Annotated in this window: 22 protein-coding genes and 4 pseudogenes; 13 read left to right on the top strand and 13 right to left on the bottom strand. The window is 70.0% G+C overall.

The window, feature by feature from the left end; genetic code table 11:
- Positions 1–86 precede the first annotated feature (86 nt).
- The gene (locus tag GCU69_RS16315) at positions 87–521 is read left to right on the top strand and encodes an Rrf2 family transcriptional regulator (protein WP_098752737.1); all 435 of its coding nucleotides are present in this window, start codon (positions 87–89) and stop codon (positions 519–521) included.
- Between the two features lie 208 nt (positions 522–729).
- Positions 730–1,071 (top strand): transposase, encoded by a 342-nt coding sequence (locus GCU69_RS16310; RefSeq protein WP_156206459.1) that lies wholly within the window; start codon positions 730–732, stop codon positions 1,069–1,071.
- A 190-nt stretch (positions 1,072–1,261) separates the two neighbouring features.
- Here the strand turns inward: GCU69_RS16310 and GCU69_RS16305 are convergent, their stop codons facing one another.
- Complete coding sequence (locus GCU69_RS16305; protein ID WP_098752766.1) at positions 1,262–1,594, bottom strand: MerR family transcriptional regulator; 333 nt, start codon at positions 1,592–1,594, stop codon at positions 1,262–1,264.
- A 639-nt stretch (positions 1,595–2,233) separates the two neighbouring features.
- On the opposite strand from GCU69_RS16305, the gene GCU69_RS16300 reads away from it, so the two are divergent.
- The 4 genes and pseudogenes from GCU69_RS16300 (at position 2,234) to GCU69_RS16285 (ending at position 4,675) form a co-directional block, all read left to right on the top strand.
- Positions 2,234–2,641, top strand: a complete 408-nt coding sequence (locus GCU69_RS16300; protein WP_156206458.1) for an ATP-binding protein — start codon at positions 2,234–2,236, stop codon at positions 2,639–2,641.
- Between the two features lie 191 nt (positions 2,642–2,832).
- Positions 2,833–3,090 (top strand): hypothetical protein, encoded by a 258-nt coding sequence (locus tag GCU69_RS16295; RefSeq protein ID WP_156206457.1) that lies wholly within the window; start codon positions 2,833–2,835, stop codon positions 3,088–3,090.
- A gap of 253 nt (positions 3,091–3,343) precedes the next feature.
- A pseudogene (locus GCU69_RS16290) lies at positions 3,344–3,654 on the top strand (tautomerase family protein); the annotation flags it as partial.
- Positions 3,647–4,675, top strand: a pseudogene (locus tag GCU69_RS16285) (zinc-dependent alcohol dehydrogenase). The pseudogenes GCU69_RS16290 and GCU69_RS16285, both read left to right, overlap by 8 nt.
- Before the next feature lie 565 nt (positions 4,676–5,240).
- Here GCU69_RS16285 and GCU69_RS16280 read toward each other — a convergent pair.
- The 3 genes from GCU69_RS16280 to istA form a co-directional block, all read right to left on the bottom strand.
- Positions 5,241–5,753 (bottom strand): DinB family protein, encoded by a 513-nt coding sequence (locus GCU69_RS16280; protein ID WP_156206455.1) that lies wholly within the window; start codon positions 5,751–5,753, stop codon positions 5,241–5,243.
- 98 nt (positions 5,754–5,851) lie between these two features.
- A complete protein-coding gene (gene istB / locus GCU69_RS16275; protein ID WP_156206454.1) occupies positions 5,852–6,649 on the bottom strand; it encodes an IS21-like element helper ATPase IstB in 798 nt (265 codons plus the stop codon).
- The gene (istA, locus tag GCU69_RS16270) at positions 6,646–8,283 is read right to left on the bottom strand and encodes an IS21 family transposase (RefSeq protein WP_156206453.1); all 1,638 of its coding nucleotides are present in this window, start codon (positions 8,281–8,283) and stop codon (positions 6,646–6,648) included. Before istA ends, istB begins: the two co-directional genes overlap by 4 nt.
- Before the next feature lie 254 nt (positions 8,284–8,537).
- Between istA and GCU69_RS16265 the strand changes: the two genes are divergently transcribed.
- From GCU69_RS16265 to GCU69_RS16250, 5 genes and pseudogenes are all read left to right on the top strand, one after another.
- Positions 8,538–10,751, top strand: coding sequence for a DUF262 domain-containing protein (locus tag GCU69_RS16265; protein ID WP_156206452.1), 2,214 nt, complete (start codon positions 8,538–8,540; stop codon positions 10,749–10,751).
- 145 nt (positions 10,752–10,896) lie between these two features.
- A complete protein-coding gene (locus GCU69_RS16260; protein WP_170315867.1) occupies positions 10,897–11,394 on the top strand; it encodes an NUDIX domain-containing protein in 498 nt (165 codons plus the stop codon).
- A gap of 406 nt (positions 11,395–11,800) precedes the next feature.
- Positions 11,801–13,387, top strand: coding sequence for an alpha/beta hydrolase (locus GCU69_RS16255; RefSeq protein ID WP_156206450.1), 1,587 nt, complete (start codon positions 11,801–11,803; stop codon positions 13,385–13,387).
- A gap of 215 nt (positions 13,388–13,602) precedes the next feature.
- Positions 13,603–13,722, top strand: a pseudogene (locus GCU69_RS34965) (zinc finger domain-containing protein); the annotation flags it as partial.
- 174 nt (positions 13,723–13,896) lie between these two features.
- Entirely contained in the window at positions 13,897–14,064 is a 168-nt protein-coding gene (locus GCU69_RS16250; protein ID WP_156206449.1) for a hypothetical protein, read from the top strand.
- A gap of 48 nt (positions 14,065–14,112) precedes the next feature.
- On the opposite strand, the gene GCU69_RS16245 is transcribed toward GCU69_RS16250, so the two are convergent.
- The 9 genes from GCU69_RS16245 to GCU69_RS16205 all read right to left on the bottom strand — a co-directional run bounded on the left by GCU69_RS16245 (position 14,113) and on the right by GCU69_RS16205 (position 24,189).
- Positions 14,113–15,507: a glutamine synthetase family protein gene (locus GCU69_RS16245; protein WP_156206448.1), complete on the bottom strand. Its 1,395-nt coding sequence runs from the start codon at positions 15,505–15,507 to the stop codon at positions 14,113–14,115.
- 1 nt (position 15,508) lies between these two features.
- The gene (locus tag GCU69_RS16240) at positions 15,509–16,213 is read right to left on the bottom strand and encodes a class II glutamine amidotransferase (RefSeq protein WP_098752748.1); all 705 of its coding nucleotides are present in this window, start codon (positions 16,211–16,213) and stop codon (positions 15,509–15,511) included.
- 24 nt (positions 16,214–16,237) lie between these two features.
- Complete coding sequence (locus GCU69_RS16235) at positions 16,238–17,461, bottom strand: MFS transporter (protein ID WP_098752749.1); 1,224 nt, start codon at positions 17,459–17,461, stop codon at positions 16,238–16,240.
- A complete protein-coding gene (locus tag GCU69_RS16230; protein WP_156206447.1) occupies positions 17,458–18,864 on the bottom strand; it encodes an ATP-grasp domain-containing protein in 1,407 nt (468 codons plus the stop codon). The genes GCU69_RS16235 and GCU69_RS16230 overlap by 4 nt, the downstream gene beginning before the upstream one ends.
- A gap of 23 nt (positions 18,865–18,887) precedes the next feature.
- Positions 18,888–20,168, bottom strand: coding sequence for an ATP-grasp domain-containing protein (locus tag GCU69_RS16225; protein ID WP_156206446.1), 1,281 nt, complete (start codon positions 20,166–20,168; stop codon positions 18,888–18,890).
- 11 nt (positions 20,169–20,179) lie between these two features.
- Positions 20,180–21,442, bottom strand: coding sequence for a DegT/DnrJ/EryC1/StrS family aminotransferase (locus tag GCU69_RS16220; RefSeq protein WP_098752752.1), 1,263 nt, complete (start codon positions 21,440–21,442; stop codon positions 20,180–20,182).
- 68 nt (positions 21,443–21,510) lie between these two features.
- The gene (locus tag GCU69_RS16215; protein WP_156206445.1) at positions 21,511–22,314 is read right to left on the bottom strand and encodes an SDR family NAD(P)-dependent oxidoreductase; all 804 of its coding nucleotides are present in this window, start codon (positions 22,312–22,314) and stop codon (positions 21,511–21,513) included.
- Positions 22,311–23,036, bottom strand: coding sequence for a cupin domain-containing protein (locus GCU69_RS16210; RefSeq protein WP_156206444.1), 726 nt, complete (start codon positions 23,034–23,036; stop codon positions 22,311–22,313). The genes GCU69_RS16215 and GCU69_RS16210 overlap by 4 nt, the downstream gene beginning before the upstream one ends.
- A gap of 1 nt (position 23,037) precedes the next feature.
- Positions 23,038–24,189 (bottom strand): 2-deoxy-scyllo-inosose synthase, encoded by a 1,152-nt coding sequence (locus GCU69_RS16205; RefSeq protein ID WP_218037936.1) that lies wholly within the window; start codon positions 24,187–24,189, stop codon positions 23,038–23,040.
- A gap of 360 nt (positions 24,190–24,549) precedes the next feature.
- Here GCU69_RS16205 and GCU69_RS16200 point away from each other — a divergent pair, with 360 nt between their 5' ends.
- Both GCU69_RS16200 and GCU69_RS33235 read left to right on the top strand, forming a co-directional pair.
- Positions 24,550–25,386, top strand: coding sequence for a 2OG-Fe(II)-dependent halogenase WelO5 family protein (locus tag GCU69_RS16200; protein WP_098752756.1), 837 nt, complete (start codon positions 24,550–24,552; stop codon positions 25,384–25,386).
- Positions 25,387–25,803: 417 nt separating this feature from the next.
- A pseudogene (locus tag GCU69_RS33235) lies at positions 25,804–26,776 on the top strand (tyrosine-type recombinase/integrase).
- Positions 26,777–26,841 lie beyond the last annotated feature (65 nt).

Genomic DNA, 26,841 nt, shown 5'->3' with positions numbered 1-26,841 from the left:
AACGTTAATTGTTACGACAGCCCGGTGCAACCTTCACTGTTACGACTGCCGTAATATGAAGCGTTGTGGCCGAGAGGAGGAGTCACATGAGCGCCAACAGCAGGCTGACCATCGCCGCCCACGCGCTGGCCTGGATCGGCCTATACCAGCGCCAGGGCCATGAGGTCGCCACCTCCGAGCAGATCGCGACCAGCGCGAACACCAACCCCGTGGTGATCAGACGGCTGCTCGGCGAGCTGCGCAGGGCCGGGCTCGTGGAGTCCCGGCGGGGCGTGGGCGCGGGCTGGTCGCTGGCACGCGAGCTGGAGTCGATGACCCTGCTCGACGTGTACGAGGCAGTGGAACCCGGCCCGCTGTTCGCAATGCACCGCACCACCCCGGACCAGGGATGCGTGGTGGGTCACGGCATCCAGCCGGCAATGCAGAGCATCTACGAGCGCATCGAGGAGACCGTGAGACACGAGCTGGCCCGCGTCACGCTCGCGAGCGTACTCCGGGACGTACTCGCGGCACCTCGCTAGCCTCTCCGTTACGCCCTGACATCACCAAGATCCCCGTCTGAGCCCAGGCCGGCGAACAGCCTGGCAGCCAGTCACGCCGGAGACCGTTGCAGTATCAGACCGTGTTTCCTGCGAGCTCGTAATTTGATCTTGTTGCAGTGCCCTGGTCCGGCGTGACCGATGTGCCGATCCCCCCGTTCGGGAGGATCTGAGCACCCGGCCATGGATCGTGGACGACGACTTGTGGGCGCTGACCGAGCCGCTGCTGCCGCCCTGGCCGGAGAAGTCGCCGGGCGCACGGCCGGTGGCGGACCGGCTGTGTCCGCAGGGCATCCTGTACGTCCTGCACAACGACATGGACCTGGCAACTCCTGCCGCTGGAGCCGGGATTCGGTTCCGGGCAGACCTGTTGGCGGCGCCTGGAGCGGTGGCAGCAGGCCGGAACGCGGCGGGCGAACGCGACTCGTCCCGCGCGTGCGTGGACGGCGGCCCCCACATCCGCGCGGAAAAGGGGGCGCCGACACTGGTTCGTCGCCGGTCGACCGACGGACGACGGGTAGCAAGCGCCTGATCTGCGATGGACGCTGCACCCCGCTCAAGGTCATCACCACCGCCGCGGGCGAGGGGAGTACGACAACCTCTTTGTGCGGTGGGAAAGAGCAGAGAGCAGAGCCGCCCCGGGGCCAGACGGCTCCTTTCCGGCAGGTGGCTACTGAACGCGCACGCACCGGGACCGAAGGATCCAGGCATGGATCGGTGTCTCAGGCATCGGCCCTACGGGCAGAGTCCGTGCTGCGCAGTTGGTTGTTGATGCGGCGGGCTTCTTCGAGTTGGTCTTCGAGGATGACGATGCGGCAGGCGGCTTCGACGGGGGTTCCCTGGTCGACGAGTTCGCGGGCGCGGGCGGCGATGCGCAGTTGGTAGCGCGAGTAGCGGCGATGGCCGCCCTCGGAGCGCAGGGGCGTGATCAGGCGGGCTTCACCGATGGCGCGCAGGAACGCGGGGCTGGTGCCGAGTATTTCGGCTGCTCGTCCCATGGTGTAGGCCGGGTAGTCGTCGTCATCAATACGGTCCAGTGGTTTGTCTGCGGTCATATGTACCTCGGTAGGGGACACGCGTCGAGGGGCTCTGGTGCCGTGCGGCACCAGAGCCCCGAGGAACTGCACCATCTGCCGGCCTACTGCGGGGCCGGCCTTCTGTTTCCGCACGCTGCCCGGGGGGACGAGGGTGCGTGCGGGGATCGCTGCTGCGTAACCGTGGGACCACCTTCCGTTCCGGGGTCTGCGGTACCCGGGGGCGGCTGCCTGCTCACCCGGGCGATCCTGATGGCGTCTGCCCTCCTTCTCTTCCTTCAGTCCTGCTTGCCACGGCAGGTACTCCGTACCGTTCGGCGGCCCCGGCGGGCCGCCCGGCCCGGCAGCCGACGAAGGGGCCCCGACGTATCCCTGGCCCCGCCACCCCGCTGCCGTGCCGCATTCCTGCCGTTCCTGCTTGCGCAGCAGTTCGTCTCTGCCGCGCCTCACTGACTTCTTCGGCTACAACAAGACGTTAAGCCCCGCAGATGCGAATGTCTACTCCCGCCATGACAGATTTTCTGTGCGTACTGGTGCAAGGATTCACCAGGCGTGCCGTCAAGAGTCTGAACCGGGCGGGTGTGGAAACTGCTCGGGCGGGCACGATGACACGACAGCGGGCAGAGCGCTCGGAAGCAATGACAGACGGGGGTGTCAAGCATGGACAATGCGACGATCACCGCAACGTCTCCCAGGCCGGTCATGGTGCGCGGCTCCAGCGCAGAGAGCATCCACCGGGCCCGCGAAGCCGCCCGTTCCTTCGCCGAACACGTCACCCGGTCCGCACATGCCCAGGTGGATGCCGTGGTGCTGGTGGTCTCCGAACTCGTCACCAACGCCCTGCGCCACGGCGGTGGGCGCTACACACTCGAACTGTCCGCCGAGCCGGACGCGGTGATCGCCTCGGTCAGTGACCGCAGCCCCGCTGCCCCGCGGGTGCGCACACCCGACCTCACCCACGGCAGCGGCGGCTTCGGCCTGAACATGATCCGCCGCCTCGGCTGCGAACTGACGATCACACCCGGCCCCGCGCCCGGCAAGACCGTCCACGTCCAGATACCGACCTGAGCGGACCGCTCCGGGGAGAGTTGCTTCCGCACCGGGAACCCTCCGGAACGACCGGCAGGACGTGAACAGTGAGGGAAGACCCGCGAGGAAAGAACGGTTGGTCGCTGGGGCGCGCGAACCTTCAGCCCCCAGGCGGCACACCATGAGAAGTGCGCCGAAGACCGGCTCGTCCCACGGCTGCCGGTCCTCCGGTGCCGGAGCCGCAGACCGGTGCCCTACTCGGGACGCTGTGGTGGCCGGCTCTGCTGAGCGCATTGGTCACAGGCCTCAGCGCATGCACACGAGCCCGGACCGCAATTGCCGAACTCACCGACCTGAGCGAATCGGCGGTCGACCTGCATGGCCGCGCCCTCGCCGTCGCGATCGGCACCGCACCCGCCGACAGCACCGGCCCCCTAACTCCCGCCGAAGGCCGGCAGATCACCCGCCAAGTGCGCAAAGGCAGGTGACGAGCAGTGCGACCCCGCCTCCGCCTTGATCTCTGCCATCAGCCGGTCTGGTGATCACCGGCATCCTGGATGCCGATACGCCCCCGGTGACTACACACGGTCACCGGCAGGCTGGGCTCCACGGAGAACTGGCGACAGGTGAGTACGCGAGCCCACCAGTACCGAGACCGGACCCAGCCGCACCTGAACGGGAGGCAACAGGCCACCGCCCCGGCTTCACCCTCCGGATATGACAGCCGTTATAGCAGACTGCGCCCAGGCGTGGAGCTACCTCGTCGAGCTGCCCGAAGGCACCAGACCACTGCCGAGGACGACGCGCCCCGTCTGCTCGTGGAGGTAACGGTGCCGCAGGGCGCGCTGTCCGAGCGGCGCAAGGCCGGACTGGTGGAGGACGCGACGAAGACGGTTCTGTCCGCCGCCGGGCTCGCTGCCGACGATGCGCTGCGGGTGTGGGTGCTGGTCCATGAACAGCCGGACGGCACCTGGGGCGCGGGCGGCTCCGTCATCCGCTACGCCGACCTCGTCGCCCTGGCTCAGCAGGACAAGGAGCAGGCCGATGCGTGAACTGACTACGTCGCCCGGAACTCGGTCGAATGGCGCCGAGGCCTCCGACCCTCAACTCCAGTCCGGCCGTGAGGCGATCGTCGCCCCGGTGGCCGCGACCTCTTGCGATGTCGACACCGCGATTCTGGCCGGACACGGCTTCATCGATCCGCCGTTCGCCCTCGGCCACGAGTGCGTGGCCCGGGTCGTCGAGACCGGCGACGCCGTCACGGCCGTCGTGCCCGGCGACCCGGTGGTCGTGCCCTGGTCCATCAACTGCGGCACCTGCGACAACTGCCACACCGGACTGACCGCCCACTGCACTCCTGTGCCCCATATGGCGATGTACGGCGCGCCGATCGGCGGCAACTGGGGCGGCCTCTTCTCCGACCTCGTCCACGTCCCGTACGCCGACGCCATGCTGGTCCCGCTGCCCGCCGGCCTGGACCCGGTCGCCATGGCCTCGGCCAGCGACAACTGGTCGCTGTCCTGGCGCCTGGTCGCACCGCACCTCAAGGCCTGCCCCGGCGCCCGGGTGCTGGTCGTCGCCCGCGGCAGCATCGGCCTGTACGTATGCGACATCGCCCGAGCCCTGGGCGCCTCCGACGTCCTCTACGTCGACCCCGACCCCGAACACCGCAAGCTCGCCGGAAGCTACGGCGCCCGGACCGCTGAAGCGATCCAACCGATCCGCCACGGCTTCGACCTCGCGGTCGAGGCCACCGGCCGCGTCGACCAGCTCGCCCTCGCCGTCAAGTCCCTTGCCCCCGAAGGCATCTGCGAATCGGCAGGCAACCACTTCCGCCCCGGCGAACCGCCACTGCTTGACATGTACCTCATCGGCGTCACCCTGCGCGTCGCCCGCGACAACGTCCGCGCCCACCTTCCCGACGCCCTCGACCTCGCCGCCTCCGGCACCGTCACCCCCGAACGCGTCGTCTCCCACGTCCTTGATTGGGAACAACTGCCCGACGCGCTGCCCGAGACACACCTCAAACCCGTCTTCGTCCGCGACACCGCCCCGCCCCAGACCGCACGCTGACCACCCACCGCACCGCGATCCGCGACCACGCACACAGAGAAGCCTGATGAACTCGCCCCTCACCGCCCCGATCACCACCCCGCACGGTCCGGCAGCCAAAGACCTTCAACGCCAACGGGAAGCGATCGCCGACCTCAGCCACGAGCTGCGACAACTCGTAGACGCCACCGTCCGCACCACGACGTCCGCAGAAACCCCTGCACCGCCTGGCAGACGGCGTCCGCGCCCTCACCGGACAGGTCACCGGCCGCCGCCGCTCACCGATGGGGATCCCCGAAGCCGACGAATTCCCGGGCGGGCCACGGATGTACAGCCCCGGCACCGGCAAGCCACAGCCGTTGACCGCGCTCCGGTGTGAGCGGTGGTTTCGTAAGCGGGAGCGGGCAACGTTTGTCGACGGTTCTTGGCAGCACTTAGCGATCAAACGGCTCGGAAATGTCGATCAGAACTGACAACGCTGGAACAGCCGAGCGACCGTGGCAGCGGATGTGTCGTTGAGGGAGCGGGCCCTGCGGACGTCTTGAGTCAGAAGCCGATCGGGGCGAAGCCCCGGTCGGTAGTTGCGTCAGCCCCAGTTGTGATCTCCGGTGAAGCCGTCGACGGACTCGCGCAGGATGTCGGCATGACCCGCGTGTCGGGCGACTTCTTCGAGCATGTGGATCAGTGCCCAGCGCAGTGAAACGGTGGTGCCGTCGAAGAACGCGAAGGCGGTGCCGGTGGCGTCGATGTCGAGGCTCTCGATCGCCTCGTCGGCGGCAGCCCGGGCGCGGGCATAGAAGTCCATGATGTCTTTGGCCCGCTCGTCAGCAGCCACGTGCCAGTCGGACGCCTCGTCGCCTTCGACTTCAAAGGGAAGGGGATCGCACTCGCGGCCGAACGTCAGGCAGAACCAGCCGAGTTCGGCGCCGGCGAGGTGCTTGAGCAGCCCGATCAGGCTCGTGCCCGATGGAGTCACCGGGCGGCGCAGTTGGTCGTCATCAAGGCCCTCGAGTTTCCATAGGACCGCGTCGCGGTGTCGGTCCAGGGCGGTGTGCAGGCTTTCCTTCTCGCCGCCGGTGAACGGCACGTGCTTGACCATGCCCAGACCCTAGTGGCTGGGAGGTGCTTTGATCCCGGCTCTGTCTCCGCAGGGGAGAGTTTCTGCCATCGTCGTGACGACAATGAGATTGATGCTGGTCAGCCTGCGGGAGCGTCCTGTGCCCGGGCCGCCCTGGTGCTGGCGAGTCGGTAGGACTCCGTGCCTGTCTCGATGATGTTCCCGCCGAAGGTGAGGCGGTCGACGATGGCCGCGCAGAGCCGCGGGTCCGTGAACGTCCTCGTCCACCCTCCAAACGACTCGTTGGAAGCGATGGCGACGCTGTTCTTCTCCTCCCGCTCCGTCAGCACCTGGAACAGCAGCTCAGCGCCCCTGCGGTCCAGCTCCATGTAGCCCAGCTCGTCTATGCAAAGAAGATCGACGCGCCCGTAGCGGGCGATGGTCTTGGTCAGGATCTTCTCGTCCGCAGCTTCGACCAGCTCGTTGACCAGCTTGGTGGCGAGTGTGTAGCGGACCCGGAAGCCGGCCATGGCGGCTTCGGTGCCGAGCGCGATCAGCAGATGGGACTTGCCGGTGCCGGAGTCGCCGATCAGGCAGAGTGGCAGTCCTTTCTTGACCCATTCGCAGGTCGCCAAGGTGTGGATGACCGCGGCGTCGATGTTCCCGTTGGCGTCGAAGTCGAAGGCCCGCAGGGACTTCTCCCGCGGGAACTGTGCTGCCTTGATCCTGCGTTCGGAGCGGCGGCGGGCCCGGTCGTCGCACTCGGCCATCAGCAGTTCGGCGAGGAAGCCGCGATAGGACATCTGGTCGCGGGCGGCTGCTTCGGCCAGTTCGGAGAACTGGGCCCGGAGGGTCGGCAGCCTGAGCATGCGGCATGCCTGGTCCACGGCGGCGGTGGCGGCCTGTTCGGTCAGCCCGCGGTGGCGTTTGAGTGTCACGGCATCTCTCCCTGGATGGCGGGGTGGTCGGCCTGTTGCCGGGCTTGCAGCAGCTGGTCGTAGGCCGCGACCGAGGGCAGCGGCCGGGTGTCGGGCGGCAGCTGGGCCAGCCGCCGTTCGGTCAGCGAGGTCACGTTCGTCCGTTCCGGCTCCGCAGGGACAACCGGAGCCGCGACCTCGTCGGCTTCGGCCGCCTTCCGTGCCTCCAGGGCGACGGCGTCCGCGGTCAGCGCACCGGCCCCGACCGCGGAGGCAAGCCCGGCGACCAGGTGTTCGTGGGGGACGTGGCGGCCCATCAGCAGGACCTCGATCAGAGCCCGGGTGCCGTCCCTCTCGCCGTGGGCAGCCTTCGCTGCCTCCCACCAGGCGTCGTGGACCGGTGTGAACTTCCCTGCGGAACGGGCCTGTTCGAGGGCTGTGGCCCCGGGAAACGCTCCCGGCTTGCGGACGAGGGCTTCGAGGTAGTGGTCCAGATCCAGGCGGGCCTGGCCTTTGGCGATGAGTCGTTCGTGGCGGGCGATCTCGGTCTGTCCGTCGTAGACCAGCAGCTCTGATGCATGCAGCATCGCCCGAACGGTCCGCCCGATGAACCGCACCGGCACCGAGTAGCGGTTGGTGCGGACACTGATCTGGCTGAAGCGGTCGACCCGCAGGCTGAACAAACGGCCAGTCTCGAAGGGTTCGTCCGGTAACGGCTTCAGTAGGGGCCGTTCGACGGCGAAGTACTCGTTCACCGGCCGCGGCCGGGAGCCGATCCGGCGCCGCTCGTCTTCCTCATCCCACTGCTCGATCATTGCGTTCAGCTCTGCGAGGGAGGCGACCTCCGGGACGGGGACCATGTGATTGCGGCGGAACCAGCCGATCCGTCCCTCGACGCCGCCCTTCTCGTGGGCGCCCTCGATGCCGGGCAGGCAATACGCGGCATCGATGCCGTAGTGCGACCGGAACGCGGTCCACCGCTCGTTCTCCGCCCGGGACCGTGAGCTCAACACCCGGGAGACCGCGGAGCGGAGGTTGTCATAACGGACCTTGCCGGTCGGCACTCCGCCCAGCATGCTCAGAGCGTGGACGTGGCCCTCCAGGAACGCCTCCTGGCCGCAAGAGGCGAAGACGCGGTGCACGGCCTTGCCCGAATACGACAGCCGCATCGCGAACACGAAGCAAGTGACCTGCTCACCGGCCAGGCGTACCTTCACATCGCCGAAGTCCACCTCCGCTTCGGCCCCCGGCCGGTGGGACTGCGGAATGAACGCGTGCACGACCCCGCGGCCGGCCTCAACGGCGATCTGGGGTCGCCGGTCGGCGACATAGGCACGCACCATCGGATAGGTCACCGCCTCCGCCCCATGCTCGTCCAGGAGCCGGTCGAAGATCCGCTTGACGGTGTGACGCTGCTTGCGTGGCGCGTCCAGATCCACCCGGAGCATCTGGTCGATCAACGGCTTGTAGGGGTCCAGTCGGGTCCCGCGAGGTCTCGGCTTCTTGCGCGGCTCCGGCCAGACCGACTCCAACGCGGCTTTCACCGTACGGAATCCGACTCCGTACTCGCGCATCAACGCCCGGTACGACACCCCTGCCCGGGCATCACGGCGGATCGCCGTGTACAAGTCGACCTTGGATTTCGGTGGCACCATCGCTGCCTCATCCCGCAGAGCACGTCAATTCTCCCACCGCAAGCCCCCGGGTGTTGTCAGAACCCAGAGACATCGTCCTACGGCGAAACCGGGCGTTCCCCGCTCTGAGCGACAAGTGATGTCAGCTCCCACGTACAAAACCAGAGCGGACCGCTTCGCCCCCCCCTGTGGCCTCTCCGCGTGCACGCTGTCTGTACGCAACCTGGGGGAGTTGGGAACATGAGCAGACAACCGGGCAGGTGGGGAGTGGTGTCATGGGTTCGGACGAGATCAGGTCCCAGGGCTTCAGCCTGAAGGAACTGTTCCGTGATGTGACCTACGAGATCGACTACTACCAGCGCGACTACACCTGGGGCGAGGGCGAAGTCCGCACGCTGCTGCGGGACCTGTGCGGATCGTTCAGGAACTGGTCCGCCAATCCGTCCTACCTGCGTCGGCCGCACACGGCACCGCAGTACTTCCTGGGGCCGTTCGTCTACTACGAGCCCTCCAGGAACCGGCGCTACCTCGTCGACGGGCAGCAGCGGTTCGTCACGCTGCACCTGCTCTTCCTGCATCTGCGGCTTGCGGCACAGGAGCGCGCAGACACCCGGGCCGTCGACCGGCTCAACCGGGTGATCACGACGGACGGGGAGCACTTCTCGCTCGGCATCACCGATCACGAACCCGTCCTGCATGCGGTCGCCGACGCTCGCACCTACGAAACAGGCGTGGGGGATTCGCTCTCCCGCCGCAATCTGTGGGCGCGCAGCCGGCAGGTCGAGTCCCAGCTCGCGGAAGAACTCGACGCGGAGAACCTGACGCGGTTCACCGAGTGGCTGCTGGACCGGGTGGTCCTGGTCGGGATCCGCGCGGCCAGTGCCGACCACGGTTACCGGATGTTCGAGACGATGAACGACCGCGGTGCCCGCCTGACCGCCGTGGACCTCCTCAAGAGCCATCTGCTTTCTCACGTCGGAGCGAACGAGGACCAGCTGAACACCCAATGGCACGAGATGCTGCGGGAACTGGCTGTCGACCGGGAAGACCATGCAGCCGCATCCCGCTTCATCAAGGCCTTCCTGTTGGCCCGCTGCGCACGCGAGGGCCAGGACGAGGACCGTCGGCAGATCGACAGCAACCTCAATGTATGGGTCCGCCAGAACGCCGCCCACCTGCGCCTGGTACCCGAACGCCCCGACAATTTCGTGCACTTCGTGCAGGATCTGCTGAAGTCGGCCAGACTGTTCAGGCCCTTCCTCGCCGCCGGCCGCGCGCTCAAGACTGGCGGCGACCGCCTGGAGACGGTGCTCTTCAACGAACGAAACGGACTCACCTGCCAGGCCGTCGCCGTCCTCGCTGCCATCGGCCCCGACGACCGGCCCTCGGATGCCAAGGACAAGGGCCGCCTCGTCGCCGATTACATGGACCGCTGGTATGCCCTGAGGGTCCTGCAGGATCTGCCCGTTCAGTCCGCCGACGCAGACGCCCTTGCCCACGACACGCTCGTCCCCGTCCTGCGCAAATGCCGCACCGTGGCCGACGTCGCCGCCGTGCTCGGCGACCTCGTCACCCAGGACGCAGGCTCGATCCGCGACGCGGTCACGCTCGGGCTGCGCGGCAACAACGCCCACCAGATCCGCTATCTGCTGGCCCGGGCCACCGCCTACGTCGAAGAGGCTTGCCAGCGCCCCCACGACGTGCTCGCCTACCTCGACCGGGACCGGTTCCACATCGAGCATCTGTGGGCCAACCACCACCACCGCGTGAAGGCGGAAATCCCCGACCCCGTGGTCTTCCGCAGCCGCCGCAACCAACTGGGCGGTCTGGGCCTGCTGATGGGCCGCGAGAACTCATCCATCAACGACCTGCCCCTGCATGACAAGGCCGCCTACTACGCCCGCAGCAACGTTCTGCTGGGCATCATCGCCCCCGGCTACGGTGAGCGAAACCCGCTGCTGCGCGAGTTCGTCAAAACCCACAAGCTCGAAAAACTCCTCAGGGCGTTCGGCCCCAGGGAGACGATGACCTCACTCGTCCAGACCCGCCAGGAGCTGTATCTGTGTCTGTTCGAACACATCTGGAACCCTGAGCGCCTCGGCCTGCCCATCACCCCAGCCAGCGAGCCGGAAGGCGGGGCCCAGCCGTCGGCCCGGCCCCGTCAGGTTGCCACGCGGCGTCGGCAGGTGGCCGGGCGCCGCCGCACCGATGTCGCCCGCATGGTCGCCGCCCAAGTCCTCACCGCCGGCACACGGATTGTGCTCACCTACCGCTCCACAGATCACTGGGCCACCATCGACGAAGACGGCGGCATCATCCTCACTGCGACCGGCGGCACCCCCTACGGCCGGGTCGACGAAGCCGGCGCTGTCGCCCGCGGCACCAAGACCTGCCAGGGCATGAACGAATGGCACATCGAAGACGAGGCAGGAGCACGTATCAGCCTGCGCACCCTGCGCGATCGCGCGGTGGCCTCCGGCGCGCTCTAGGAGCGTCCCTGGCTCAACGAGCCGAAAGGAGAGGTCCTGTTCTCCAGTGAATCCTCGTCGTCGTGATCCGGGCAGTTCTGGTGGCCTGCCCGTTTCCGATCCTGGCGTCAACGACACCGAGCTGCCAGCCCTGAAGGGGTGCCTCGTGGGGCACCGGCCCACCGACTACACCAACCCTCCGCCCCGACGCCTGGGGGCCGTCGTCCTCGTCCGGGACAGCGGGAGGCGCACCCTTCCGGTCCACCTGACCTGCAAGGACGGATGGATTCTCCCCGGCGGATCGGCCGACGCAGGCGGGTCCATCGCTGAAGCCGCGTCTCGCGAGCTGAAGGAGGAGACGGGCCTCGTCCGCGAGGTCACGCACTTCCCGGCCCTCGACCAGGTGCCGGCCAATCCGGAAACCGGCTCCATCGAGGGGCTGTACGTCGTCTGCGACGGAGGCGTTCTCACCGAGGAGGAGGCGAAGGCCGTGGCGATCCCGTCCGATACCGGGGGAGAGCTCTCCGCCTGCGCCTGGGTCTCCGTGGGTGAACTCGACGGCTACGCCAAGCCCTACCAGAGCCGCCGGAGCGCTCAGGCGCTGACCGCAGCCGCCGCTTCGACCAAGCTCCCGCTCCTCTCCCTCGGAGAGGTAGCGGCATAAGCGTCACCCCGGCTGCGGTTGGCAGCGAACCCTGCGTGGCTGGGGTGACTTCCACTCCCGCGCCAAGGCTTCATCCTCACAGAAGCAGGGTTGAGGCTTTCCCGGCAGTAGGCGCGGGACCGGGCGGTGCGGCGTACGGCCGAGGGCGCCGCCAGTACACGGAACGGTGACCGTCGGCCTTCACGATGCGAGGACAGCGGTGCCGGGACACGGCCGGAGCCCTGTATCCGGCGTGTCGACTCAGGGGCCGAGTCGTGCGCGCTGTCATCGCTCCCCCATTACATCCGTCACTCGCACTGGTGACGGACGTCACTCGTGACGGTCCCGGCGCCTGCGGATCATGGATTTACGTAACCCCTCGGCGGCCGGGAGGCCGTTCTCCCGCACTCGCCGTTTAAGGAGAAGCATGCGCATCCATGCCCGCGTCCGTCGAACGGCAGCGTTCGGCGTGACGCTGCTGCTGGTGGGAATGCTCGGTGCCTGCACGCCATCGAGCGCGGACGAGTCTGCGGACGAGTCGTCGCAGGTGTCCTCGCAGGTGTCCTCGCAGGAGCTGCGGCGTTTCTACGAGCAGGAGCTGACCTTCGAGCCGTGCGAGCCCTATGCGACCAACGAGACCGATGCGGAGCTGTTCGCGAACGAGCGGTTCGAGTGCGCCCGCATGGAGGCGCCGATGGACTATGAGGACCCGGGTGGCGAGACGGTGTCGATCGCGCTGCTGCGGGTGCCTGCGAAGGGCGGGAAGCCGGTCGGGTCGTTGATGACCAATCCGGGCGGCCCGGGATTCGCGGGCATGAGCTTCGCCCCGCTGATCGCTGCGATGGCGCCCGACAGCCCGGTCCTGGAGCAGTTCGACCTGATCGGCATCGACCCGCGCGGCGTCGGCGCGTCCACCCCCGCGCTGGACTGCTACACCGACGCCGAACGCGAGAACGACGAGATGTCGGAGAAGATCACCGTCGGCAGCTGGACGGAGGAGGAGACGCGGCAGTGGATGCAGCAGTGCGCCGAGCGCACCGGGAGCGAGGAGTTCCTCTCCCACGTGGGCACCCGGGACGCCGCGCGTGACATGGACGTGCTGCGGGCGGTGCTGGGCGACGACAAGCTGAGCTACCTCGGCGCGAGTTACGGCACGCGGCTGGGAGCGGTCTACGCCGAGATGTTCCCCGAGAACGTCCGCGCGCTCGTTCTCGACGGGCCGATGGACCCCTACGCGGGCACCATGGAGCGGCGTGAGCAGCAGTACACCGGCCTGCAGCGCTCGTTCGAGCTGATGGGCGCTTCGTGCACGGAAAAGCCGGACTGCCCGCTCGGTTCCGACCCCGGGGCGGTGACCGAACGGTTCCAGGAGATCGTCCAGCCCCTGATCGACGAGCCGGTCCCGGCCGGGGACGGGCGAGTCCTCAGCTTCTCCGACGCGATCGGCGGGGTCGTCGCCGGGCTGTACTCGGAGGCGAGCCGGCCCACGATCATCGAGGGCATCCGCGAGGTGCGGAACGGACGCGGCGACGCCCTGATGGGACTGCAGGACGCCTACGACCAGCGGTATGCCGACGGCACCTACAGCAATGCCCTCGAAGCCACCGAGGTCATCAACTGCCTGGACGAGGAACGGCACACCCCGGAACAGGAGTCGCAGCTCAGGCGCAGGATGACCGAAGCCGCCCCGTTCCTCGACACCGGCCGGCCGCTGGACGACACCCGGAACATGTGTGAGGCGTGGCGGGTGGAGCCGACCCTGGGCTACCCCTACGCCACGGACATCGAGGGCCTGCCCGACACGTTGACCGTCGCCGTCACCGGCGACCCCGTGACCCCGTACGAGGAAGGCACCCGCCTGGCCGAGGCGCTGGAAGGCAGCCTGCTCACCGTCGAGGGCGAGCAGCACGGCGCCGCCCTGCTCGCCGGCAACGCGTGCGTCGACGACACCGTCGCCGACTACCTCGTGAACCTCACCTCCCCGCCCGCGGACGCCCGTTGCACCCTCGAATGACCCTCGGTTCCGCTCCGGCCGGTGCGGAACCGCGGCGGTCGGACGACGCCGCCGTCCCCACCGGCACGGCACCTCTCAAACGCTCACTTGGGGGCAGGCTATTGACGTGTGCCCGTTCTGCTCGGCCGTTTCATGGGTGGTCGCTCGTGAAACACCCGGTCGCCCGGCGGTCCACGTGCGGCGATCATGTTTCATGAGTCGTTGCAAACGACTGGATGTCTGAAACACCCGACGACTTCAAGCGCGCGGAATCGCACGACTGCCCGATGCCCACCTGCGCCGCCCCCGCGGGCTCTCCGTGCCGGACCGGCAAGGGCAAAGTGGCCATCCAGTACCACACCGCACGCTTTCGCCTCGTGCCCCGACTCGCCAAGGCGCTCAGCGTGCCGACCCCCCCGTACGCAAGCCAGGGTCGGTGTGGACCGAGCTGCCCCGGCCTGGCCCGGCATCAGCCCCTCGGCCTTCGCGCCCGCTGCGCGGCCTGTGGTCCGGCCGGAGTAGCGGCGGCCGTGCCCGTCGACCTGCGCCCGGAGCTGACCGCGAACCGCCGGTCCGCCACCGTCATCACGGTGAACGCCGAGAGCGGCGACGGAATCAAGCAGCTGTTCGGCTCCATCGTGCTGCCGGACGGGATGAGCCTGGCGCGCAGCGGACGCACGGGCGAAGCCGGGACCTGAGCGGTGGTCACCGGGCGCCCGCCCCTCGCCGCCCCGCCGTGCCTCCTCTCAGTACCGCGTCGCGTACGTCAGGAAGGCCAGGTCGTCCGCCATCTCCTTGACCGCGCGGATCTCGTCCTCCTTGAGCGCGGGATACACCTCGCGGCGCAGCGGACCCAGGACGTCCATCAGGTAGTCGTCCCGGCGCAGCGCCTCCAGGGCCTCTTCCAGGGACCGGGGCAGGCCCAGTCCCAGGCGGTCCCGTTCCGCGTCGGTCAGGCCGTTCGGGTCCTGTGCGAGCTGGGGGCCGGGGTCGGTCCGGGAGGCGATGCCGTCCAGGCCCGCGTAGATCACCGCGCCCATGGCGAGGTACGGATTGGCGGTGGAGTCGACCGCCTTGAGCTCTACGTTGGTCGACGCGGCGGCGGCGCCGCGCAGCCTGCTCGGTATGCGTACGGCGGCCTCCCGGTTGTCCTGGCCGTAGCAGGCGTGCGCGCCGGACCACATGCCCGGCTGGAGCCGCTGGTAACTGTTGACACTCGGGCAGGTCAGGGCCAGCAGTGCGGGCAGGTGCCGGAGGACGCCGCCGATGAAGTGATAGGCGGTCTCGGACAGGCCGAGCCCGTCGGCATCGTCGGCGAAGACGTTCTCCCTGCCGCGGCCGGGGCAGTCCCGCCACATCGACAGGTGCAGATGGTTGCCGTTGCCCCGGAAGCCGGGGGCGGGGGTGGGGGCGAATGTCGCCCACAGGCCCAGCGAGGAGGCCAGCCCCCTGGTGATCGCCTTCTGCCACACGGAGAGGTCGGCCGCCCGCAGGGCCGGGCCGTGCCGCAGGGTCATCTCGTGCTGCCCGGCACCGAATTCGGGGTGGTAGACCTCCACGTCGACGCCCTGCCCCCGTAGTCCCTGAAGCAGCTGCATCACATAGTCGCCGGCGGCGTCGAACCCGGCGTTGTCGAAGCACAGGCTGTCGTCCAGGACCTTCAGGCCACCGGGCTCCGGCCGGGCGGAGCAGAGCGTGAACTCCGGTTCGTAGGAGGCCACGACCTCCAGTTTGCCCGCAGCCACCAGCGCGGATTTCAGGAAGGTGCGCGGGCAGGCGTCCCAGGGCTCGCCGTCCAGCTGGACGAGGTCGCACAGCATGGCGCCCTGCCCGGGGGCGTGCGGTAGCGCGATGAAGGTGTCCGGGTCGGGCACCAGTCGGACCTCGCCGACCGCGTTGAAGCCGGGCACCGGCACTCCGGTGTCCATGAGCCCGGCCGCCTGCCGGGACTTGGCCAGCCCGATGCCCGATTCCATCCGGAATTCCAGGTGCGCGCGGGTCACCGCCTTGCCGCGGAGGATGCCGTTGTGGTCGACCCACAGGAAGCGGATCAGTTCGACGCCGTGCGCGTCGGCCTGCCGGAGCACCTGCCGGTACGCGCTCTGCGGCAGCGGCCGGTGCGTTTCCACGGTTGCGGACATGTCACGCCTCCTTCGGGAACGGGAAGTGCAGGACGGTGCCGGCCGGCAGCGGCTCCCACTGCCGGGCCGGAGCGAGCCCGGGCACCACCTCGGAGGCAACGACCTCCAGACCGGGCAGACGGAGGCGCTGCATGGTGAAGAACACGGGGGTGGCCACGGCGGGCGCGCTCCAGTGCACCAGGTACGCGCCCGCGGCGTGCACCGCGATGGCGTTGCCGGAGTTGCCGCCGGGCGGCAGCGCGTCCAGCTTGCCGAGCGCCTCCGCCGGGTCCAGGCCGGCGGCGCCGTCGGGGACCAGGTAGTCGAAGTACTCCCGCGAGTCGAACTCGGAGGCGGCCAGGCCGAGCCCCTGGTACGCGGTCGGCAGATAGCCGTTGTGCATGAAGTACCAGCCGTCGTCCCTGGTCAGCGGGTGGGTGAAGCGCAGCCCGCGCTGGGATTCCAAGCTTGCGTTGCGGGTGTGGACGGCCAGGAAGTCGGTCTTGGCCTCCGGCAGCGGGGAGGCGTGCAGGCTGTCGGCCAGCGGCCGGGCGTCGGCGTGCGCCCGCAGCCCCCGGCCGGGTTCGCGCCAGACCGCCCCCCAGCCGTGCGCGTGCACCTTGGTCGGGTTGTCGTGATCGGCGGTCCGGCCGCAGCTCATGTCCACGGCGGCGGCGGTGATGTCCGGCACGGCGAAATCCCCGGAGGCGAGGATGAGTCGGCACATGGTGGGTCCTTGTCTCTCCCGGCCTCAGGCGGCCGGCTCTCGGGTGGCGGCGACGGCCGTGGCGCGCCCGGGGGCGCGGCGGGCGAGTACGTGGAGGAGGGCGCCGGTGCCCAGGGCCACGCCGAGCCAGTACGTGTGCCCGAGCCCCGCCCGGTCCAGGGCCAGAAACAGGGTGCCGCCGGCCAGGGAGCCGATCGCCTCACCGGCGGTCCAGCTGACCTGGCGCAGATTGAAGGCCTCCAGCGTGGACGTGATCGGCAGCCCGGCGAAGGCCGTGCTCACCATGGGGGTGAACAGCATTTCGGCGGTGGAGAACAGGGCGACGGCCAGGGCGGCGCCGAGCACCACCGGCAGTCCCACGCCGAGCACCACCATGGAGGCGCTGAACAGCACGGCCCCGTACAGCAGCAGCGTGAACGGGCCGGTGCCCCGGGCCAGCAGCTTCCCCGTGGCCGCGGTGACCGCCGTCTGGAAGACGACGATGGCCAGGGCGGGCGCGGCGATCAGCGCGGCCCGCACCAGCACCGAGCCGACGTCCCGGGCGACGAACAGGGCGAACGCCGAGTACAGCTGGCCGTAGACGAAGGCGCCGAGGACGCAGATCGCCACCGTCCGGCGGATCGCGGGGTCCTCCCGGGCGAGCCGGAGCAGGTCCCGGCTGACGGGCCAGCGGCTGGACGTCGCCGTGGGCCGCAGGTCCCTCGGGATGCCGGACTGCAGGGACAGGCCCGCGAGGAGGTAGCAGCCGGCGACGGCGGTGAGCAGCATGCGGGGGTCGGCCGAGGAGTACAGCAGTCCGGCGAGGAACGGGCCGAGGGCCGCGGCCAGGTTCACCGCGATCTGGAGCACCGAGTACACCCGGTGCCGCCCGACGGCGTCGGGGACCACCTCGGCGACGAGAACCCGGGACAGCAGGAAGTGGACGCTGCCGCCGAAGCCGCTGAGGAGGATCAGCAGCATCTGGACCGCGGCGTCGTGGCTGTACGGCATCAGGCCGAAGCCCAGCGCGGACAGCACCGTGCTGCCGGTCATGGAGCCGACGATGCCGAACCTCGGCAGCCAGCGGTTGACCAGCAGCGCGGAGACCCCGGCGGATGCGCTGTACAGGAAGAGCCCGGCGCCGACGATCCATTCGCCGCCGACCTGGGCGGCCAGGAAGACCCCCAGCACGGGAAGGATCATGTACTGGCCGAGGTTGCCGGCCAGATGGTCGGCGGACAGCCGGGCGGTGAAGGACCGGTGGCTCATGCCCCGGCCCTCTGCCCTGCGAGGCCCGCCGCTCGGGCCGCCTCACGGGCCGCTGTGGGGACCGCCGTACGGGCCGTCACGGGGGCCGCGGTCGCCGGCGGGGCCGTCTCGAAGCGGACCCGGGCGGCCAGCCGGTCGGCGAGTTCCGCCGCCCGCTGCGGGGACTCGGCGCCGACCACGAGGTATCCGGCCCGGTCGTAGGACTCGCGGATCTCCCCGACGAGGTCCCCCGGCGCCACGGTCAGGTCCGCCTTCAGCACCGCCGGGTGCCGCAGTACGTCCTCCCACCCGGTGATCCGGGTCACCCGGCCCGGCGGGGCTGCGAGGAAGCGGACGGCTGCCGCCCGGGTGGGCGCCGGCGCGTGCGCGCCGGGGTCCGTGCCGAGGGCGTCGTCGATCACCAGGCCGAAGAGGTCCAGCCCCGGAATCGCGTACTCCAGCATGAGGTGGATCCAGTCGCCGCCGTTGCGTACGTGGACCTCGCCGAGCACCGGGCCGTCCTCCGTGGACCACAGCTCGACGTGGAAGACGCCGAACCGCAGGCCCAGCGCCTTCAGTGCCCTGGTCACGTCTTCTTCGAACGCCCGCTGGAGCCCGGCGGGGAGGGCGGCGGGCAGCACATGCCCGGCCTCTACGAAGTTCGGCGGCGGCAGCAGCTTCTTCTCGGTCACGGCCAGCACCCGGGGCTCACCGCCCAGGAACACGCCCTCGACGCTGTACTCGGGGCCCTGGACGAACTGCTCGACGATGAACTCCGGCCCGCCGGGCGGTGCAGCGGCGGACGCTGCGGTTCCGGCGGCGGCCGCGTCGGCCGGAGTGCCCGGGGTGCCGGGGGAGCCCGCCTGGACTGCCGCAGCCGCCCGGACCGCCTCAACCGCCTCCGCCAGCTCCTCCGGCGCCGTGACCTTCCGGACGCCGAGGCTGCCGGAGGCATCCCGCGGCTTCACGATCCACGGCCCGTCCGTGGCGTCGAGGAACGCCCGCGCCGAGGCGGGATCCGCGCACAGCCGGAACTCCGGCTGCGGCAGACCGGCTTCGCGCAGGGCCTGCCGGCAGCGGTCCTTGTTGCGGACGGTGCGCACGGCCTCCGGCGGATTTCCCGGCGCGCCCACGGCCCGGGCGACCTCGGCGAGGGCGACCTGCACCTGCTCCCGGACACCGAGGACCACGTCGAAGCGGCGCCCCCGGGCCCAGGCGAGGGCCGCGGCCGGGTCCTCGACCTCGGTACGGTCCACGGCGCCGGCGAGTGCCGCCAGTGCGGGCACGTCCGGGAATTCGACGGTGACCCGGGTGTCGACCTCGCGGGCGGCGGCCTGCCGGAGCAGCCGGGTGCCGACGTCGCGGCCGAGTCCCATCGGGGCGGACCCGCCCCAGAAGAGCAGGGACCTGCTGGTGTCGTTCATGTTTCCCCCTGTGTTGCCGCGGTTCAGCCGGCCGGTCCGGCCAGCCGGAAGACGTCGTCCGTCAGCTGCCCGACGACCCGGTAGTCGGCGAGGATGTCGCGTTGTGAGCGGGCGGTGTGGAACACCCGCAGCGGACTGGTCATCAGGTCGACGGTGGGCACCAGCCGGGTCCCCGCCGGACGCCGGACGACCACCTCCCGGACCGTGGGCAGCGAGGCGATCTTGTCGAGCACCGCGGTGTCGATCCCGGTGACGAGGCCCTCGCGGCTGGTGGCGGCGTTGTGGACGACCGCCTCGCAGGACTTGGCGTAGACGGTTCCGCCGTGGCGGGCGGTGAACTCGGCGGGCCGCGCGTAGGCGAGGGCGGCCAGCCGCGCCGGGTTGGTTCCGCTGAACGCCTCGTGGTGGCCGGGGTTCATGTTCCCGTTGAGCCGGGCGCCCAGTTCCACCAGGGCCGGGCCCGAGTCCGTCATGATCACCTCGGCGTGGCCGGGACCGTGCCGGATGCCGAGGGCGTCCAGCACCCGCAGGACGTAGGCGATCAGTTCGCGCACGTGCGGGGCGTCCGGGTCCTGGAGTACGTCCAGGTCGTAGAGCGGCCTGCCGGAGGGCAGCAGGTTCTTGTCATAGCGCCACACCCCGCACACGGCGTGCCGGCCGTGCGCGCTGACGGTGTCCACGATGTACTCCGTGCCGTCCAGATGGGACTGGACGAGGACGTCGGTGTTGCGCTCGTCGTACATGGTGATGCCGGCCAGCACGCTGCGGGCGGCCCGCGTCACCTCCGCCTCGGTGCGGCAGACGAACACGTTGTCCGAGGAGGACGAGGAGCGCGGTTTGACGACCACGGGGTAGCTGCCCCGCTCACGGGCCCAGGCGGTGATCCCGGCGGGATCGGAGCCGACGAACTGCTCGGCGCAGTGCAGTCCGGCGGCCCGCACCGTCTCGATCATGGTGAACTTGTCCCGCCGGGCGCGGGATCCCGCGGTGCCGTTGGTCGCCACCCCGAGCCGTTCGCTCAGCAGGTCCGCCAGCGGAACGCCGGGCTCCTGGCCGGCGGACACCGCGATCGGGGCGTACGGGCGCAGCCGTTCCACCAGGTCCTCGACCGCGTCCGGGCCCTCGCAGACGAAGGTCTCCCGGTAGGCGGACAGGTCCGGCGGGACCATCTTGGGCAGGAACTCCGCCGTGCTCTGCACGTGCAGGGCGCCGACTCCGAGGGCGGCGTATTCGCCGGTGTAGGCCCCCGAGTTGGAGTAGCCGTCGACGATGACGACGGACGGGCCGGCGGGTGTGGCGTTCATGGGTTCTCTCCTCAGCCGAGGTCGGCGCGGTGGTCCCGCAGCTTGCCGAGGGCGGCGGCGATGTCGTCCACATCGGACCGCTCGCCGAGCAGCGCGCTGTGGTGGAAGGTCAGATGACGGGCGGCGGCGCGCTCGCTGACGGGCAGCCGGTGCCGGGCGCGGTCGATCCGCCCGCGGTGTCGGTCGCCGAGGTCGAACCTGCGGCGGCTGTCCGGCCGGTACAGCGGGCTCGCGGGGATCGCCGGGTAGACCGGCTTGACCGGAAGGCTCAGCTCCGCGCTCACCGCGGCCGCGGCGGCCGCGCTGTCGATGCCGTCGAACTCCTCCGGCAGCCGGATCACGAACCCGAAGTACGTCCTGCGCTCCGTGCCCTCGGAGGTCCGCTGGGTGGCGAACCCGAGATCGGCCAGCGACTTCTCCAGTGCGGCGGCCTGGACGGCACGCTGTTCGTTCTGCTGGTCCAGCCGGCCGAGCTGGGCGATGAGCAGCGCCGCGTGGAACTCCGACAGCGCGCGGTTGCTGCCCATGACCGTGCCGGTGGTGACGAGTTCCATCTCGTTCAGCGGCGGCGGCTGCTCCGGCTGGTGCCGGCCGTCGGCGCGCAGTTCCGCCATCCGCAGCGCCAGCTGGGGATCGGCGGTGATCGCGGCTCCGCCTTCTCCGCAGGTCAGCACCTTGGTGTGGTGCATGCTGAACGCCCCGGCCCGGCCCATGGTCCCGGCCTTCGCACCCCGGTGGACCGCGCCGTGGGCCTGCGCGGCGTCCTCGATGAGGGTGAGGTCGTGACGCCGGGCGAGGGCGCGCAGCGCGTCCATGTCGGCCAGGGCCGAGTACAGGTGGACGACGATGATCGCCCTGGTGGCGGGGGTGATGGCGGCCTCCGCCGCCGCCGGGTCGAGGCACAGGGTGTCCGGGTCGACCTCGGCGAAGACCGGGACCGCGTTCACGGCGAGCACGGTCGAGGCGGTCGCCACCCAGGAGATCCCCGGCACGATCACCTCGTCACCCGCGCCGATCCCGCACGCCTCCAGAGCGATCATCAGCGCGGCGGTGCCGCTGGCCGCCGGTACGCAGTGCCCGGTCCCGTTGTACTCCGCGAACCTGCGGGCGAAGGTCCGCTCCCGGGTGTCCGCGCCCCGGTACGGACCGCTGATCGACCAGCGCCCGGAGGCCAGCACGTCGGCGAGTTGCCGGCCGGCCTCCGGGGCGGGCTGTGGCCAAATCGGCCAGGATGCGGTGCGCACCGGGTCTCCGCCGTGCAGCGCGAGTGTCATGGCAGAGCCCTGCTTTCCGGGTCGTGGGAATCGGGGACGGGCCGGGACCGGCACTGGACGGGCCGGGATCAGAACAGGCCGCGGATGGTGCCGCCGTCGACACCCCAGACGCTGCCGGTGACGAAGGCGGCGGCGTCCGAGGCCAGGAACGTGATCACCCGGGCGACCTCGTCCGGTTCTCCCATCCGCCCCAGGGGCAGCTGGCGGCGGCTGAGTTCGTGCCGGACCGCCGCCTCGGCGTCCCGGCCGTGCAGATCGCCCAGGGTGTCGGCGAAGCCGCCCGGACGGGTCCACAGGGGGGTCCACACGGGGCCGGGGGCCACCGCGTTGACCCGGATGCCGGGGCCCTCGGACAGCGCGAGGCTCTTGGTCAGGCTGACCAGGGCCACCTTGGACGCCTGGTAGTCGACCAGCCCGGGTTCGGGCTGGCGGGCCAGGTCGGAGGTGTTGGTCACCACACTGCCGTGGCCCTGCTCGCGCATGCCCGGCAGCACCAGGCGGATCGCCCGTACCGCGCTGAGGAAGTTGATCTCGAAGGTCGCCAGGTAGTCGGCGTCGGTGAGTTCGTCGAAGGACCGGGCCAGGCACTGCCCGACGTTGTTGACCAGCACGTCGCACGCGCCGTTCCAGCCGTCGAGGAGGCCGGTGATGCCGCTCCGCACGCCCTCGGCGGTGGAGAGGTCGGCGGTCGACACCCGGACCTCCCCGCCCTTGTCGCGGATCGCGTCCGCGACCGCGGACAGGCCCTCGGCGTCCCGGTCCACCAGGCCCAGGCGGGCTCCTTCGGCCGCGAAGGCCATCGCTGCCGACGCGCCGATTCCGCCGGCCGCCCCGGTGACGAGTACGCGTCTGCCGTCGAGTCCCAGGTTCATCGGACACCCACCCGGGTGCTGATCAGGGAGACGGGGCCGGCCGAGCGCACCGTCCAGGGGGTGCGGGGCGGGATCGCGAGCGACAGGCCGGGGCCTCCGGTGTGCCGGGCGCCCTCCACCTCGAACTCGACGCTGCCGTCCAGCACATGGACCACCTGCGTGTGGCCGTCCTGCGCCTCCTCTCTGACGGTGTCGCCGCCCGGGAGGTCCAGCAGGGTGAGGGAGTGCCAGTCGCCGGTGAAGTACGGGCGAAGGTCGACGGTCGCGCGGCGCGCGGCGCCGGCTTCCGGCAGCAGGGATGGTACGTGCAGCTGGGCCGGTTCGGCCGCCGGTCCCTCGTTGGGGAACACCTCGATGACGAAGAAGTGCATCTCCTCGTCGGTGCGGTTGGCGATGGAGTGCGCCGCCCCGATCGGTGTCGTGATCAGGTCGCCGGGTCCCGCGTGGAGTTCGACGTCGTTCATGGTGACCACGGCCCGGCCGCGGATGATGTAGTAGATCTCCTCGGTGCGCATGTGCACGTGCTCACCGACGGAGGCGCCGGGCGTGAGGACCACGTACTCGACGCAGTTCCACTCGCCTTCCAGGTGCATGCCGTTCATCAGCATCTTCCAGCGGCACACGCCCTCGCCGCCGACCTGGGCGTGGGTCGTCGCCAGGCCGCTGGTGTCGTTGATGATCGGGCCGAACGGGGACCGCTCGCCGCGGACGATCGTCGCCATGTCACGCCACCTCGGAAGTGATGGACTCGATGCCGAGCCGGACGACGGCCTCGGGCACCTGGGTGATCAGGGCGCCGCCCGGACGGTGCGGTTTGCCGAGCCCCTCCAGCAGGATGAGGTCGCGGCTGCCTGCCGTGCCCCTGACGTATCCGCGCTTGTTGTCCAGCGCGACGGTGCGCAGCACCTCCTCCGGGTCGACCCCGGCGGGCAGCACGGTGGGCGCGCCGTTGAGTACGAGCAGCTCGCGGTGCGCGGCTTCGTCCGCCGCGCTCAGCAGGCCCAGCTCGCGGGCGATCCGGGCCGCCGCGAGCATGCCCAGGCCGATGGCGTAGCCGTGTCGCAGCTCCCCGCCGGTGAGGAGTTCGGCGGCGTGGCCGATGGTGTGGCCGTACTCCAGGACGAGGGCGTCGCCGCGCTCGTGCGCGTCCTCGCACATGACGGCGGACTTCGCGTCCACGCACAGGTCGATGAAGAAGGCGATGTCCTCCGGGGTGTACTCGGCGTCGGCGCGCAGCCGGGCGGCCACCTCCGCGTACCGGTCCGGCACGATGCCCAGCACGTTCTTGATCATTTCGCAGAGCGCCGAGCGGACCTCGTCCGCGGGCAGCGTGCGCAGGAAGTCCAGGTGGTTCCAGACGAAGACCGGGGCGTGGAAGGTGCCCAGGTGGTTCTTGCCGACGCTGGAGTTGACGGCCTGCTTCAGCGAGAGCACCGAGTCGGACATGGCCAGCAGGGTGGTCGGGACGTGGACGAGGCGCAGGCCCCGGAAGACCAGGGCGCTGAGCAGACCGGCCATGTTGCCGACCAGGCCGCCGCCCAGCGCCATGACCACGGAGCGCCGGGTGACGCCGGTCGGGATCAGCTGCTCGGCGAGGGAGTCGACCGCGCCGAGGCTCTTGGTCTTCTCGTCCGCGGGGACGGACAGCACGGTGGTCGCGGCGGTCTCGCCGGCACACCGGGCGATCTCGCCGATCTGGTCCTCGGTCAGGCCGGCGTCGGCGACGATCACGAACCGGTCGGCGTCGAGACCCGCAAGTCTGTGGGTCAGGGCGCTCAGCGAGGTCGGACCGTGTCCGACGGCGAACCCGTAGCGCACGCCGCCGAAGCGGATCTCGCGCTCTCTCAGGGTGATGGCTTCGGCCAACAGAGACACAACTACCCCATTCACTGGTTCGAGCTTGCGTTGGGCGGCAGAGCAACTCGCTCCGGGTGCGGCAGTGGCCGGTCGTCTCCGGATGGCGCGTCATCCCGACTGATGCACCGACGGTAGCAACGTCTGGCAATTCTTGGCAATGTCCTGTTTCCGTTCCACACCCGACAACACGCCTGGCCGCCACCACGAGGGCCACTCGATGCCACGTCAAGCATGGATTCACCTCGTCTATTGCAGTTACCCCGCGCTACGAAAGTCGACATCAGTAACTTGCCAAGATTTGACAGATGTGGCAATATTCCGATCCGGGACGACCGGAGGCCGGCCCCTTGATGAGCCACACCGACAGGAGGTACTGAGGTGAGCGAACAATGGGGTCGCATCGTCATCGATGTCGATCGCGACGGGAGCGGCGAGAACGACGGGGCAGCCGGGTACACGGACGGCGCGGACCTGCTCAGACGCCTGGCCGACGGCACGGTCGCCGTCGTGGTGCTGCGCAATCTGCTGCCGGAGTCCGTGTTCGACGAGAACCGGAAGCGGCTGGCGCCGGTCTTCGGCCGGGCGTCGACCACGCGCTACAGCAACGGCACCCTCACCACCATCGGCCCGTACCTGGCCAAGCATCTGCACGAGCCGGACACGTACTTCGCCGAGGCGCGGAAGGCCAACGAGTTCACCGAGTCCATCGGCGTCGACCTCGGCACGCTGACCCGCCGGCGGCTGGCCGAAGTGCTGGGCCTGCAGCGGTTCGACACCGAGTCCGAGGCCGACGGCCGCAGCTACTCACAGCAGAACGTACGGATCTACGCGGACGGCATCCGCACCCCGCTGCACAACGACAACATCATGCGCGACGCCGCGGGCACCGGGCTGGCCCTGGCCGGGCTGCGCCACCAGCTCAGCTGCGTGGTGTGCATCCAGGAGTGCGAAGAGGGCGGTGAGCTGCGCATCCACCACAAGCGGTGGTCGGAGGAGGACACCGGCTACAAGATCGTCGGCGGTCTCGGCTACGACGAGTCGGTGACGGGCGACGCTCCCGCGCACGAGTTCAAGCCGCGGGCCGGGGACGTCTACCTGCTCAACCCCACCTACTACCACTCCATCGAGAAGGTCTCCGGCTCCGACCGGATCACCATGGGCTTCTTCTTCGGCTTCTACGACGACGAGCTCACCGAAGCCGTCTCGTGGATCTGACACCCGCCGACGGCGTCCGGGCCGGCACCTCATCCGGCTTCCGGGCGGCAGCCGTCCCTCAGGCCGGCAGCCGGCCCGGGTGCGCGGCCCGGCCTGCGGCGAGGCCTTGGTGCGGCAACGGTGCTTGCCGTGACTCATGGCCAGTTCTCGCGGTCGATCCGCCGCGGGACCGGCCGACAGCGTGGTCGTTCCGGTACGTCAGTCGGGGCCGGGGGCTGAGGAACATCCGTGCCAGATCGTGCTGCTAAGTGCTCGTCGGCCCTGGTTGGCGGCTGACGGAGTATCGGGGAACGGCGCTGTTTGAAGTCGTTCCACAGATAACGCCCTATTACCTGTAGCGTCGCTGAGCGTGGCCTGTGACGACGTCCGCGGGGCCGTGCGCGAAGCGGCCCCATTATCTGCGGCAAGGAGGAGACCGTGCCTGCGGTCGTACAGCTGCCCGCTGGGAAGGCGTTGACCGTCCGCACGGCGGCGGACGTGTTCCTCGGTTCTCTCGACAACCCGAATACCCTCCGCTCGTACGGCATCGGGGTCGGCAAGACCGCCGAACATCTCGGCGAGGACCGGCCGCTGGCGGTGGTCGCCGACGATGAAGACGGCAGCACCCTGGAGCTGTCGTGGGGCAGCTCGGCGGTGAACACGTGGAATGCCCGCCGGTCGGCGGTGCTCTCCTGGCTGGGCTGATGCGCCGAGCGCGGTTACGACAGCCCGCGTGTGCCGGGCTGGGCGGAGCGGTTGCCCCGCCGAACTCAAAAACCCCGGCCCGCGCGAAGATGGCCACCGACCGGCTGATCGCCCGCCGCGACGTGCACCTGCGGGAGAAGACGCTGTGGCGGATGCTGTACGAGACGGTCGCACGGTCGGAGGAGATCCTCGGCGTCAACATCGAGGAGCTGGACCTGGCCGGGCGGCGGGCCCCGGTGATGGCCAAGGGGGCCCGGCCGCGCACCCGGCGGCGCGGCGCCGCGAGGAGTTCGTGCTGGAGCCCGTGTTCTGGGACGCCGGCACCGCCCGCCTGCTGCCCCGGCTGATCAAGGGCCGGACCCGTGGGCCGGTGTTCGTCACCCACCGCAAGCCGGGCCCCGGCAAGGTCGTTGCGGCGCGGGATGTCTGCCCGGACACCGGGCTCGTCCGGCTGTCGTACGGTCAGGCCCGCGCCCTGCTGGATGCTCACACTGCGGTTGGCGGAGTAGCGGGCACGGGCTGGGACCTGCACGAGTTCCGGCACTCCGGTCTCACCCGCCTCGGCGAGGGCGGGGCCGGCCTTCCCATGCTCATGGCGAAGTCCCGCCACAAGAAGCCGGAGAACGTGCGGAAGTACTTCCATCCCTCAGCGGAGGCGATTGCCGAGGTCACCAGCCTGCCCGCACCCGGCGGCAGTCGGCGGTGACCGCACAGTCGCCGGGGCCGGCCAGGAAAGAGTTGAGGCCCGGCAGTTTCGCTGAAAAGCAATCC

The organism is Streptomyces lycii, from assembly GCF_009735685.1.
Taxonomy (GTDB): Bacteria; Actinomycetota; Actinomycetes; order Streptomycetales; family Streptomycetaceae; genus Streptomyces; species Streptomyces lycii.
Note: the sequence above shows the minus strand (reverse complement) of the source record. Positions and strands in the feature narration are given on the sequence as shown.

Coding starts and splice junctions, on each gene's coding strand:
- GCU69_RS16315 (WP_098752737.1), top strand. CDS start 87: ATGAGCGCCAACAGCAGGCTGACCATCGCCGCCCACGCGCTGGCCTGG.
- GCU69_RS16305 (WP_098752766.1), bottom strand. CDS start 1,594: ATGACCGCAGACAAACCACTGGACCGTATTGATGACGACGACTACCCG.
- GCU69_RS16300 (WP_156206458.1), top strand. CDS start 2,234: ATGGACAATGCGACGATCACCGCAACGTCTCCCAGGCCGGTCATGGTG.
- GCU69_RS16280 (WP_156206455.1), bottom strand. CDS start 5,753: ATGGTCAAGCACGTGCCGTTCACCGGCGGCGAGAAGGAAAGCCTGCAC.
- istA (WP_156206453.1), bottom strand. CDS start 8,283: ATGGTGCCACCGAAATCCAAGGTCGACTTGTACACGGCGATCCGCCGT.
- GCU69_RS16265 (WP_156206452.1), top strand. CDS start 8,538: ATGGGTTCGGACGAGATCAGGTCCCAGGGCTTCAGCCTGAAGGAACTG.
- GCU69_RS16255 (WP_156206450.1), top strand. CDS start 11,801: ATGCGCATCCATGCCCGCGTCCGTCGAACGGCAGCGTTCGGCGTGACG.
- GCU69_RS16245 (WP_156206448.1), bottom strand. CDS start 15,507: ATGTCCGCAACCGTGGAAACGCACCGGCCGCTGCCGCAGAGCGCGTAC.
- GCU69_RS16240 (WP_098752748.1), bottom strand. CDS start 16,213: ATGTGCCGACTCATCCTCGCCTCCGGGGATTTCGCCGTGCCGGACATC.
- GCU69_RS16235 (WP_098752749.1), bottom strand. CDS start 17,461: ATGAGCCACCGGTCCTTCACCGCCCGGCTGTCCGCCGACCATCTGGCC.
- GCU69_RS16230 (WP_156206447.1), bottom strand. CDS start 18,864: ATGAACGACACCAGCAGGTCCCTGCTCTTCTGGGGCGGGTCCGCCCCG.
- GCU69_RS16225 (WP_156206446.1), bottom strand. CDS start 20,168: ATGAACGCCACACCCGCCGGCCCGTCCGTCGTCATCGTCGACGGCTAC.
- GCU69_RS16220 (WP_098752752.1), bottom strand. CDS start 21,442: ATGACACTCGCGCTGCACGGCGGAGACCCGGTGCGCACCGCATCCTGG.
- GCU69_RS16215 (WP_156206445.1), bottom strand. CDS start 22,314: ATGAACCTGGGACTCGACGGCAGACGCGTACTCGTCACCGGGGCGGCC.
- GCU69_RS16210 (WP_156206444.1), bottom strand. CDS start 23,036: ATGGCGACGATCGTCCGCGGCGAGCGGTCCCCGTTCGGCCCGATCATC.